Origin of the sequence: Alkalispirillum mobile (assembly GCF_003664325.1) — a bacterium.
Lineage (GTDB): Bacteria > Pseudomonadota > Gammaproteobacteria > Nitrococcales > Halorhodospiraceae > Alkalilimnicola > Alkalilimnicola mobilis.
In genome coordinates, this window is the sequence record NZ_RCDA01000001.1 from 1516314 (window position 1) to 1527645 (window position 11332).

Below are 11332 nucleotides of genomic sequence, written 5' to 3' on the forward strand. Positions count from 1 at the left end.
TATCTCCTTTTTACACGTTAAAAAGGGCCGTTCCAGTCACCGAGGCTGAGCGAGAAACACCCGGCAGATATGCCCAATCACGCTGGTCAGTGACGAGGGCCATCGCGGTAATAACTAATTAGCAAGCGGCGTGCCAACCGCCTCTGGTAGCGCTAACCCCATGATAAATCAGGATAAGCGAATAAATACAAAATGGCAGCCCGCCCCAGAACAGTGCGGGTTGCCAGATCAAATACACTCAGGGAGCGCGAAGAGGTTCTCCCTTTTTAGGGCTTCCGGCGCCTTTGTATCGGAATTCACCGAATGCAGGCACCGTTTGTAGGGCAGGACAGAGGGCTGCGATTCCAGTTGGAAACACTGCCTTGTTTTGGGGCGAGGGGAACAGTTTAGGGCGTGCGCAAGCGAGAGAGAATGCGGACAGGGTTAAGGTAACGAGAAGCGGCGATCAGAGGCATCGCCGCGCGATGGGGCTGCGCGGCGATGACCGCCGCACTCAGCGGTTGCGGATACCCTTCGCCCAGGCCTCCATGGCGTTGTTGGCCACCGGCATCGGGGCCTCCATGAAGGCGATCACGAAGCGGTCCTCCAACTCGGTCACGCCGATGGAGCGCGGGCGCACCGCCATCACCTCCGGGTTCGGCAGCTTGATGCCGAAGCAGAAGACGATGTTCTTCGCGTCCTTGATCTCCGGGGCGATCTCGGCCTCCGGCAGGGCGCTGGTGTGACTGTAGTGGTCAAACTCGGCGATGAACCGGCACTTGGGGTCGGCCTCGATCTGCGCCTTCAGGTAGGCCAGGATCTCATCCACGTTCTGGTAGGTGGTCTCGCTCTTCGCCACCTCCAGGGTGAAAATCGGGTACTTCTCCTGGAACAGGGATTGTTTCATGCGGCTAATCCTCCGGTTTTCGGGGCCTAAAACGCGAGAGGCTCACGCCCCGGTGGAGACGTGAGCCTCGGCAGCAAGCGCACCCGGGGGCAACCCCAGTGCACGACTCAGGGATTCATGGTATCAGCGATCGCGGGCTTGCCGCCTGCGGCATATTGCACCACCCACGACTTGGCCGGGCCGGCGTGATCGGCCAGCCACAAGCCGCCCCGGCGCAGGCGCTGCAGCAGCGGGCTGTCGTTGCAGAACACCCCCTTGAACAGGTCCATGCTGTGCATCATGGCCAGGTTGGCCGGCCGGCGCCGGGCCTCGTACCGCGCCAACAGACCGGCCGCATGCAACGGCCGGCCCGCGCCGTGGGCGCCGATCAGCAGCTCGGCCAGGGTGGCGGCGTCCTGCAGGCCCAGGTTGACCCCCTGACCGGCGAGCGGGTGGATGGTGTGGGCGGCATCCCCCACCAGGGCGATGCGGTGGGCCCGGTAGCTGCGGGCGTGGGTCCGCCGCAGGGGGAACGCGCCCCGGGAAAGCACCGTCTCCACCCCGCCCAGCTCCTCGGGGAATTCGGCCTCGATCTCCTGGCGCAGGGCCTCGTCGTCCAGCCCCAGGCGCACTTCGGTGGCGCGGGGGCTGTCGTACCAGACCAGGCAGGCGTGGTTGCCGGGCAGCGGCAGGAAGGCCTGGGGCCCGGCGGGGGTGAAGCGCTGCCAGGTGACGGTCTGGTGGGGCCGGACCGTGCGCACGTTAATCAGCATGGCCTGCTGGCCGTAGTCGTGGGCCTGGACGTCGATGCCGGCCATGGCGCGCACGGCGGAGCGCGCGCCGTCGGCGCCGATAACCAGGTCGGCGCGGATCAGCCCGCCGTCTTCCAGTTGCAGGCCCATGGCCTCCGGCTCCGGCAGCAGGGCCACCGGCCGGGCCGGGCAGTGCAGGCTGACGCTGTCCAGTTCGGCGAGCCGGTCCAGCAGGGCCAGCTGCATGATGCGGTTCTCCATGAACCAGCCCAGGTGGCTGCCCTGCGGCGCATCGAAGCGGGTGACCGCGCTGCTGCCCTGGTCCCAGACGCGGACCCCATCGTAGACGCAGCCACGTCGCGCCACCATGCCGGCCCAGGCGCCGGCGGCGCGGTAGACGGCCTCGGAGTGGGTGTTAATGGCGGAGACGCGCAGGTCCAGCGGCTGTGCCGGGTCGAAGGGGGGCGGTGCCTGGGCCTCCAGCACCGCCACGCGGATACCCACCTGCCCCAGCAGGGCCGCCAGGGCCGATCCCACCATGCCGCCGCCCACGACGGCGACGTTCACCCGGGTCATATCGGTCATCCTATCCCCATTACCTCGACCAGTATGGTCTTGATCAGAAAGCCGAACATGCCGAAGCCCAGCACGATGAACAGAATGACCATACCGAACTTGCCGGCCTTGGAGTCCTTGCCCAGCTTCCAGATGATGAAGAGCATATAGCCCATGAAAAAGGCCAGGCCCACGGGGAGAAAGTAGGTGGAGAGTATCTCGTCGGCGTGCATAAGCGTCTACTGAGGTTCAGGTTTTACCTGCGGGGCGCCCACTATGCCCAAATTTGGCGCGGGGCGCCACGGCGATAGACCGGGCCCCTTGTACATCGGGCTTCCGATAGCCAGCGGCTTACGTTTCGGACAACGCCCGTGGGGCGCGGTTCACCGCTGGCGCACCGGACGCGGTGCGGGTATCCTCACCACGCACCCCGGGCCGTGCGCAAACCCGCCCGCGCCGTCCGGTCAGGGGCTTGGATTTCGGGGCCGTTGCCCCCATTTATGCCCGAGTCTTTATCTAAACAGTGGGTTGGGCCCAGTGGGGAGGAGAGTATCCATGCCCATTTACGAGTACCGATGCGAGCAGTGCGGCCACGAGTTGGAGGCCATCCAGTCCATGAGCGATGAGCCGCTCAGCGATTGCCCGGAGTGCAACACCGCCAGCCTGCAGCGCAAGATCTCCGCCGCCGGCTTCCGCCTGAAGGGCAGCGGCTGGTACGAGACCGATTTCAAGAGCGGGAACCGGCGCAACGTGGCCGAGAGCGGCGGCTCCGGCGAAAGCGGCAAGAGCGGTGACAGCGGCTCGGGCAGCAGTTCCAGCAGCAGCGCTAGCAGCGGTGGCAGTTGCAGCCACGGCAAGGCGAGCGCCTGAGGCAACGCCCGTTCAGCAGTGACGGGGGCGGCCAGGAGGCTGCCCCCGCACCACCGGTGACGGTCAGACCCGCCCTTTCTCCCGCCGACAGGCCAGCAGGGCCGCCTCCAGCGCCTCCGCATCGGCATTGCCGATGACCTCCAACCGGCTATCCGCACGCCAGGTGCAGGTCTCGGCGCGGATGCCGTCACGGTCCCCGTTCACCAGCAGCCAATCCCGCCCGGTGCGGAACACGCCCTTGAGTCGTTGGGCCGGGCGAAGCTCGCCCAGGGTGCGCAGTAGCCGCTGACGATCGAACACGGTGGCGGCGGCGAACACCCAGCCCACCGAGCGTTGGCCAAGCCCCCGGCCGCAGGCGCGCCAGACGCCCTCGGTCACCGGCTCCGGCTCCCGAAGCTGGCCGCCATCGGTGGACGCGTGCGCGTCCGGGAACAACGGGGAACGGCCGGAATCACAGGGCTCATCCAGCCAGGACGGATTCAGCTGACCATCCCGGGTGATTTCCACCCGCGATTTGGGTGGAAAGAGATCCGCCGCCCAGCCCATGAAGGCGGCCAGGTCGCCGGAGGGAGCGAGATCGGCCTTGTTGGCGATAAGCACATCCGCCAGTTCGATCTGGTCCCACCAGGCCGGATGGTCCGCCAGCTCGCCGGAACGCCACTGGCGCGGATCCACCAGGGTTATGGTGGCCTTGAGGTCGACAGCCTTTGCCGAGCGGCCTTCGCGCAGCGTTTCCAGCACCCGCGCCGGATGCCCCAGTCCGGTGGGCTCGATGAGCAGCCGGTCGGGGCGCTCCTGGCGCAGGAGCCGCTCCACCGTCTGGTCGAAGGGTGCACCCAGGGTGCAGCACAGGCAGCCGCCGGGCAGATCGGCGACGACCACGTTGTCGTCCACCGACAGGGCGGCGTGGTCCACCGGGATCGCCCCCAGCTCGTTGACCAGCACGGCCCAGCGCTCACCGCGGGGCCGGTGGTGCTGGAGCAGGTAGCGGATCGCCGTTGACTTGCCGACACCCAGGGCGCCGGTAATGACATTGCAGGGTACTGCCATGGGTACTCCGCGAAGATTAACCTAGGATTTGCCAATTCTATTAGCACAGGACGCAGGCGGGCGCCGGCCGTGAGCACCGCGACAAGTCGTCCCGATTGCTGAAACGTGAAGCGGGTGCATGACACCTGATCCCTGTGCCCGGATTTTTCGTTATGTTATCCGCACAGTATGACAGATCCGGGGCATATCGGTTCAATTTTCAATGCGACTGCCGATCCTCCAGGCACCTCTCCCGGAAGGGGTAGTGACAGGGGTGCGCCGGCCATTTAAGATCTACTCGCAATACATCTTTTATGAGGTCGGCCGTGACCCTGCTTTCCCAACCCTACCGCCCCTTTTTCCTGCTGGCCGCACTGTTCGGCGCCCTTTCGGTACTGCAGTGGCTCCTCTGGCTGGAAGGCAGCCCGGTGGCGGGCCCCGTCGGGGTAAACCCGCTGCTCTGGCACGGTCACGAGATGGTGTTCGGCTTTGCGGGGGCAATCATTACCGGCTTTCTGCTCACGGCGGCGCAGAACTGGACCGGCATGCGCACCGTGGGCCCCGGTCTGCTGGCCGCATTCGTGGCCCTGTGGCTGATCCCCCGGGTGGGTTTCGCCCTGCCCCAAATGCTGCCCATGGGGCTGTTGGCGGCGCTGGACTTTGCCCTTCTGCCGCTGGTGGCCATCGCCCTGGGCCGGGTACTGATTCTCACCGGCAACCGGCGGAATCTGCTCTTTCTGCCCATCCTGCTAGCCCTGGCCGGCTTCAACGGTGCGGTCCACCTGGACATGCTGGGCATCGCGCCGGGCTGGGGGCGGCCGGCGCTGCTCGCCGCGATGCTAATGGTGGCCTTGCTGATGGTGGTGATGGGGGGTCGGGTGATCCCCTTTTTCACCGGTCGGCGGCTGCCCCACGTGCCGCTCCGTAACCCCACGCCGTTGCACTGGGCCTCGGCGGCGCTGGCCCTGGCCGCCACCGTGGCCTGGCTGCTGCTCCCCGGCAGCCCGGTGACCGGCCTGTTGCTGGGCCTGACCAGCATGGCGCTGCTGCTGCGGCTGGCCGGCTGGCGGCCCTGGGCCACGCGGGGTGAGCCGCTGCTTTGGGTACTGCACCTGGGTTATCTCTGGCTGGCCGTGGGCTACGCGCTGCTGGCCGCGTCCAGCTTTGACTGGGGCGTGGCGGCGACGGTGGGCGTACACGCACTGATGACCGGGGCACTGGGGGCGCTGGGCCTGGGGATGATCGCCCGGGTGGCGCTGGGCCACAGTGGCCGGCCGCTGGTGGTGAGTGGCGGCATGGTCGCCGCCTTTGCCCTGGTGAACCTGGCCGCGCTGGTCCGGGTGGCAACGGCCCTGGGGCTGGACTGGCCCGGCCTGCTGCACCTGTCAGGCACGCTGTGGGCGCTGGCCTTTGCCCTCTACCTATTCCACTTCGCGCCCATCCTGCTGCGCCCCAGGGCGGATGCGCAGCCGATGCCCGGGCATCTACGACGGGGTTGACCGACGGGCCGGCCCCCCGGCGGTGCCCTCCTCACCGCCGGCCCCCATGGGACCGTCCAGCAGCTGCTGGAGCGCAGTGCGGTTTTGTAGCAGGTCGGCCAGGGTGTACCGGTCCAGCACGGCCAGAAACGCCTGGGTAGCCTCGCCGAGTATGCCCTGCAACCGGCAACTGCCCTGGATGCGGCACTTGCCCCGCCCCTCGGGCCGCATGCACTCCACGAGGCCGAAACCTTCCTCGGTGTCGCGGAGAACGGCCCCGACGTTGATCCCCTCCGGGTCGCGCGTCAATTGCAGCCCGCCGCCTTTCCCGCGGACCGTCTCGATGTAGCCGCGCGCGCCCAGCTGGTGCACCACCTTGGTGAGGTGGTTGCGCGAGATGTCGTAGCACTCGGCGATCCCGCGGATGGTGGCGCGCTCGCCCTGCCGCGTGCCCAGATAGATCAGCACCCGGAAGGCGTAATCGCTGTAAACGGTCAAGCGCATGGTCGTATCTCCTGCTCGCCGGCCTAACCGCCGGACTGGACCGCCCGGCGTCGCCAGAGTAGGGCCGTAAGGGGACGGCCTCCCGGTCTCGCCGCCATAACATTCATTCTGAATGATATATTAGGTGCGTTCAAGAGCTGCCTCCGGACTGGTCCAGCACCTCGTCCAGGGCATCCAGCGTGCGCGCCGGCGGCCGACAGGTGCTGCCATGGCAAACCCAGGCCACCGGCGCACCCTCTTCGGCAACGCGTTCTGCCAATAGGCCCGGCGGGCGGGCTGCCGGCGGGAGGGTAAACACCAGCCGGTTCGGGGTGTAGTACTTGAGCGCCCGGGCGCGCCACGAGGCCGTGGCCTCCATATTGCCGCGGATGACGACGATCTCCGGCGGATAGAGGTGCTCCTCCAGCGCGGTGAGCAGGCTGGCGTGGGCCTCCGGCATCCGCGCCAGGGCACCGCTGGCCGCCTGCAGGCCGCGCTCGGCAGCCTCCAGGTAGCGCGTCTCGCCCAGCAGATGGCCCAGCCGCTGCAGCGCGCGCAGGGCCACGGCATTGCCGGAAGGCAGGCTATCGTCGGCCAGCGGCCGGGGCCGCTGAATGAGGGGCTCATGGTCGTCGGCGGTCATCCAGAAGCCGCCACTGTCCTCGTCCTGAAACCGCGCCAGCAGGGTATCGGCCAGACCCACGGCAAACCGCAGCCGGCTGTCCGACCAGTAGCTCTGCAGGCACTCCAGCACCCCTTCCAGCAGAAAGGCGTAGTCCTCCAGGCAGCCCTGGTGGGCGGCGCGCCCGCCCCGCCAACTGGCATGGAGCCGCCCCTCGCTGTCCACCAAGCGCTCGGTGACGAAGTCCAGCGCCTGCTCGGCGGAGCCCACCCAGGTGGGCTCGTCCAGCAGGCGGCCGGCGCGGGCCATGGCGGCGATCATCAGGCCGTTCCAGGCGGTGAGCACTTTGTCATCGCGACCCGGGCGCACCCGTTGCTCGCGGGCGCGATAGAGCTTGTCCCGGGCGCTCTCCCAGAGGGCCACCACCTGGTCCCGCGGCCGGCCGAGCCGCTTGGCCGACTCGGAGAAGCTGGCCTGCACGTGCAGGTGCCAGCGCCCCTCGAAGTTGGCCGGCTCGTCCAGGGCGAAGCGGTGCTCCACCAATGCCCATTCGTCGTCGTCCAGCAGGCCGCGGATTTCATCGGGGGTCCAGAGATAATAGCGCCCCTCCTCGCCCTCGGAGTCGGCATCCAGGCTGGCGAAGTAGCCGCCCCGCGAGTGCTGCATCTCGGCCATGGTCCAGGCGGCGGTCTCCCGGACGATGCGCCGGTAAAGCCCGTCGCCGGTGGCGTGCCAGGCGTCGGCGTACAGGCCGAGCAACAGGGCGTTGTCGTAGAGCATCTTCTCGAAGTGGGGGATCATCCAGTACTCGTCCACCGAGTACCGGGCAAAGCCCCCACCCACCTGGTCGTACAGCCCGCCAAGGGCCATGCGGCGCAGGCTGTAGCAGGCCATGTGCAGGGCATCGCGGTCGGGCTCGTCATCGGTGGTGAGGGTCAGGGCGTAGTGGCGCAGCAGACGCTCGATGCCGCCGGGGTGGGGGAACTTCGGCGCGGCGCCGAAGCCGCCGTGAACCGTATCGAAGCTGGCCGCCAGGGCGTCGCGGCAGGTGCGCAGGGGCCCGTTGCCCAGGGCGGACGCCCCGCCCTCGTCGGGGGCCCGGGAAAGCTTACCCAGGGCGTGGCGCAGGGCCGCGTTCTGCTCGGCCACGGCCCCGGGCTGCTCGCGGATGGCCTCGTCCACCTGGCGCAGGATGTCGGCAAAACCCGGCATGCCGCCCCGCGGCCGGGGCGGGAAATAGGTGCCGGCAAACACCGGGGTCTGGTCCTCCGGGGTGAGCACCAGGGTGAGCGGCCAGCCACCGGGCCGCCGGGTGAGCAGCTGGTGGGCGGTCTGGTAGATGCGGTCCAGGTCCGGGCGCTCCTCGCGGTCCACCTTGATGTTGATGAAGCGCTCGTTCATCAGCCGGGCAATGTCCCGATCCTCGAAGGACTCGTGGGCCATCACGTGGCACCAGTGGCAGGCAGAGTAGCCGATGGACAGTAGAATAGGTTTGTTCTGCTCGCGCGCCAGCGCCAGGGCCCGGTCATCCCAGGGCTGCCAATCAACGGGGTTGTCGGCGTGCTGAAGCAGGTAGGGGCTGGTGGCATCACCCAGGCGGTTGCCGACTGCAGCCATCAGTGCACCTCCGCGATGAGTATAGAGAGCGTCCAGTTTAGCAACCCAAGGGGCCCGGCCACATGTCCAAGTTTTATTACCACCGGGAAAGCGGCCTGATCAGCCCGGCGCGACTGGTGTTGTCCCCCAACCAGGATGAGCGCCCGCAGGGCACGCGGGTGGATGCCCTGATCATCCACGGCATCAGCCTGCCCCCGGGCGAGTTCGGCGGGCCGTGGATCGACCGGCTGTTCACGAACGAGTTGCCGGCGGCGGCCCACCCCTATTTTTCCGAGATCCACCGGCTACGGGTCTCCAGCCACCTGCTGATCCGGCGCGACGGCGCGCTGGTGCAATACGTGCCGCTGCACCGGCGGGCCTGGCACGCCGGCCGCTCGGTGCTGGCCGGGCGGGAACGCTGCAATGATTTCTCGGTGGGGATTGAACTGGAGGGCACCGACGAGACGCCCTACACCGACGCCCAGTACCAGGTACTGGGCCCGCTGTGCCAGACGCTGATGGCGTCCTTTCCCGGGATCACCCCGGAGCGGGTGGTGGGCCACAGCGACGTGGCCCCGGGGCGCAAGACCGACCCGGGGCCGCTGTTCGACTGGGCCCGACTGCGGGCGGCGCTGCAGCCACCGGGTGCGGCGGGAGGCGCTACTTGGGCGTGAGAAAGGCCGGGCAAGGGCGGCTGATGACCTCGCGCTCCGCGCTGTCCAGGCGCAGGGCGGTCAGCTCGCCGCCCCACAGGCAGCCGGTGTCGATGGCCACGTTGCCACCACGCTGGCACAGGCCCAGGGTGGACCAGTGGCCGGTAACGATGGTCAGCGGATCGGGCGCGGGGCGCAGGCGCTCGCGCATCTCATACCAGGGGTAGAGCCCGTCCGGCTGACTGCCCGGCGCGCTGCTGCAGCGCATGTCCAGGCGGCCTTCGGCGTCGACGTAGCGCATGCGGGTGAAGGCGTTGCAGATGTAGCGCAGGCGGTCCCAGCCGTCCAGGTCATCCTGCCAGCGGTCCGGCTGGTTGCCGTACATGTTGCGGAAAAAACCCAGGTAGTCATCGCTGCGCAGCACCGCCTCCAGCTCCCGGCCGTGCGCCTGCGCCTCGTGCAGGCTCCAGACCGGCGGCACGCCGGCGTGGACCATGAAGTAGCCCAGGGCGTCATCGCGCCAGGTCAGGTTGCGATGGCGCAGCCAGTGCAGCAGCTCCTCGCCATCCGGGGCCTCCAGCACCTGGTGGACGGTGTCCTTGCGCTTGACCTTCGCCGTGCCGGCCCAGACCGCCAGCAGGTGCAGGTCGTGGTTGCCCAGGGTGGTGATGGCGGCATCGCCCATGTCCCGCACATAGCGCAGGCAGGCCGCGGAGTCGGGCCCGCGGTTGACCAGATCGCCCACGAACCAGATGCGGTCACTGGCGGGGTCGAAACGCAGCTGCTCGAGCAACGCCTCAAGGGGGGACAGACAGCCCTGCAGATCGCCGATCGCGTAGACAGCCATCAGTGGTCTCCCGGAGGTTACTGGGGATAAGGCGCGGCTCGGCCAGCCTAATGCAGCGTGTGCGGCACTGCCAGGGTAAACGCGGGGATATCGGCGTTGAAGGCAGTGCCGTCCTCGGCCACCAGGCTGTAGCTGCCATGCATGCTGCCCACCGGGGTCTCGAGGATCGCGCCGCTGGTGTAGCGGAAGCCTTCACCCGGCTTGATGCGCGGCTGCTCGCCGACCACCCCCTCACCGCGGACCTCGCGCTCATGGCCGCTGCCGTCGGTGATCACCCAGTGACGGCTGACCACCTGAGCGGTAACCGCGCCCATGTTCTTGATGGTGACGGTGTAGGAGAAGACGTAACGACCCTCCGCCGGGTCGGACTGGTCCGCCACGTAGGCCGGGTCCACGTCCACCTCGACGCGGTAGCGCTCCTGGTCGTCGCTCATGCACCCTCCTTGCGGCCACGGACGCCCAGGTCGGCAGCCTTGTTCTCCAGCGTGCCGAGCAGGTCGCGGAAGGAGTCCACGAAGGCCTGGACGCCCTCATCCTCAAGCTGGACGGTGATGGCGTCCATGTCCACGCCCTGCTCCGCCAGGGCGCTCAGGGTGGCGCTGCCGTCGTCGCCATCCTCGAGCACCGGGCTGGCGACACCGTGGTCACGGAACGCCTCCCAAGTGGCCGGCGGCAGGGTGGTGACGGTGTGGCGGCCGATGAGCTCGTCCACGTAGAGCACGTCGGAGTAGTCCGGGTTTTTGGTGCCGGTGCTGGCCCAGAGCAGCCGCTGCGGGCGCGCGCCCACGGCCGCCAGCTCCGGCCAGCGCGGGCCGCCGAGCCAGCGCTGCATCCGGCCGTAGGCGGCGCGGGCGTTGGCAATGGCGGCCTTGCCCAGCAGCTCGCGGGCGGCGTCACTGCCCGCCGCCTGCAGGATGGGGTCGGCCTTGTTGTCCACACGGCTGACAAAAAAGCTCGCCACCGACTGCACGGTATGTAGCGGCAGCCCCTGTTCGCGCCGGCGCTGCAGCCCGGTCAACCACGCCTCCACCACCTCGGCGTAGCGCGCGACGGAGAACAGCAGCGTGACGTTGACGCTGATCCCCTCGGCGATCAGCGTCTCGATGGCCGGCAGCCCCTCGCGGGTGGCGGGCACCTTGATCATCACATTGGGCCGATCGATGCGGGCATACAGGTCGCGGGCCTGGGCAATGGTGCCCTCGGTGTCCCGCGCCAGCTCCGGCGAGACCTCCATGCTGACGAAGCCGTCGGCCCCGTCCGTGCGCTCGAAGACCGGGCGCAGCACGTCGGCGGCGGCGCGGATATCGGCCACGGCCAGGTGCATGAACAGCCCCTCGGCGCTCAACCCGGGCTCGGCGGCCAGGGCATCGGCGATGGCGGCGTCGTAGGCATCGCTGCCGCCGATGGCCTTCTGGAAGATGGTCGGGTTGGAAGTGACCCCGCGCAGGCCGTCCTCTTCCACCAGGCGCTGCAGCTCGCCATCCTCGAGCATGCGACGGTGGATGTTGTCGAACCAGGGGCTCTGGCCCTGCTCAACGAGCTGCTTGAGGGGGTTATTGCGTGTCACCGTGCGCCTCCGCAC

At 68.3% G+C, this 11332-nt stretch carries 12 protein-coding genes; 3 read left to right on the top strand and 9 right to left on the bottom strand.

The features are described 5' to 3' along the window. Positions 1-493: 493 nt before the first annotated feature. The 3 genes from DFR31_RS07240 to DFR31_RS07250 all read right to left on the bottom strand — a co-directional run bounded on the left by DFR31_RS07240 (position 494) and on the right by DFR31_RS07250 (position 2405). Positions 494-886, bottom strand: a complete 393-nt coding sequence (locus DFR31_RS07240; protein WP_121441924.1) for a DUF6858 family protein — start codon at positions 884-886, stop codon at positions 494-496. Positions 887-993: 107 nt separating this feature from the next. After that, positions 994-2202: a UbiH/UbiF/VisC/COQ6 family ubiquinone biosynthesis hydroxylase gene (locus DFR31_RS07245; RefSeq protein WP_121441925.1), complete on the bottom strand. Its 1209-nt coding sequence runs from the start codon at positions 2200-2202 to the stop codon at positions 994-996. Then, positions 2199-2405 (bottom strand): DUF2788 domain-containing protein, encoded by a 207-nt coding sequence (locus DFR31_RS07250; RefSeq protein WP_121441926.1) that lies wholly within the window; start codon positions 2403-2405, stop codon positions 2199-2201. The genes DFR31_RS07245 and DFR31_RS07250 overlap by 4 nt, the downstream gene beginning before the upstream one ends. Positions 2406-2727: 322 nt before the next feature. On the opposite strand from DFR31_RS07250, the gene DFR31_RS07255 reads away from it, so the two are divergent. Further along, entirely contained in the window at positions 2728-3042 is a 315-nt protein-coding gene (locus tag DFR31_RS07255) for an FmdB family zinc ribbon protein (RefSeq protein ID WP_121441927.1), read from the top strand. Between the two features lie 63 nt (positions 3043-3105). Here DFR31_RS07255 and DFR31_RS07260 read toward each other — a convergent pair whose 3' ends face one another. Continuing rightward, entirely contained in the window at positions 3106-4092 is a 987-nt protein-coding gene (locus DFR31_RS07260) for a CobW family GTP-binding protein (protein ID WP_121441928.1), read from the bottom strand. A gap of 305 nt (positions 4093-4397) precedes the next feature. On the opposite strand from DFR31_RS07260, the gene DFR31_RS07265 reads away from it, so the two are divergent. Next, complete coding sequence (locus tag DFR31_RS07265) at positions 4398-5570, top strand: NnrS family protein (protein WP_170153621.1); 1173 nt, start codon at positions 4398-4400, stop codon at positions 5568-5570. Here the strand turns inward: DFR31_RS07265 and DFR31_RS07270 are convergent. Beyond that, positions 5556-6053: an RrF2 family transcriptional regulator gene (locus tag DFR31_RS07270; protein WP_121441930.1), complete on the bottom strand. Its 498-nt coding sequence runs from the start codon at positions 6051-6053 to the stop codon at positions 5556-5558. The genes DFR31_RS07265 and DFR31_RS07270 overlap by 15 nt on opposite strands. 130 nt (positions 6054-6183) lie before the next feature. After that, entirely contained in the window at positions 6184-8271 is a 2088-nt protein-coding gene (locus DFR31_RS07275) for a thioredoxin domain-containing protein (protein ID WP_121441931.1), read from the bottom strand. A gap of 62 nt (positions 8272-8333) precedes the next feature. Here DFR31_RS07275 and ampD point away from each other — a divergent pair, with 62 nt between their 5' ends. After that, positions 8334-8924 (top strand): 1,6-anhydro-N-acetylmuramyl-L-alanine amidase AmpD, encoded by a 591-nt coding sequence (ampD, locus tag DFR31_RS07280; protein ID WP_121441932.1) that lies wholly within the window; start codon positions 8334-8336, stop codon positions 8922-8924. On the opposite strand, the gene DFR31_RS07285 is transcribed toward ampD, so the two are convergent. From DFR31_RS07285 to tal, 3 genes are read right to left on the bottom strand one after another with little or no spacing between them, the layout of a single operon-like run. Further along, positions 8911-9750, bottom strand: a complete 840-nt coding sequence (locus DFR31_RS07285; RefSeq protein WP_121441933.1) for a symmetrical bis(5'-nucleosyl)-tetraphosphatase — start codon at positions 9748-9750, stop codon at positions 8911-8913. The two genes, ampD and DFR31_RS07285, sit on opposite strands and share 14 nt — an antisense overlap. A 47-nt stretch (positions 9751-9797) precedes the next feature. Then, on the bottom strand, positions 9798-10184 hold the full coding sequence (apaG, locus tag DFR31_RS07290; RefSeq protein ID WP_121441934.1) for a Co2+/Mg2+ efflux protein ApaG: 387 nt from the start codon (positions 10182-10184) through the stop codon (positions 9798-9800). Then, positions 10181-11317: a transaldolase gene (gene tal, locus DFR31_RS07295; protein WP_121441935.1), complete on the bottom strand. Its 1137-nt coding sequence runs from the start codon at positions 11315-11317 to the stop codon at positions 10181-10183. The genes apaG and tal overlap by 4 nt, the downstream gene beginning before the upstream one ends. Between the last annotated feature and the right edge of the window lie 15 nt (positions 11318-11332).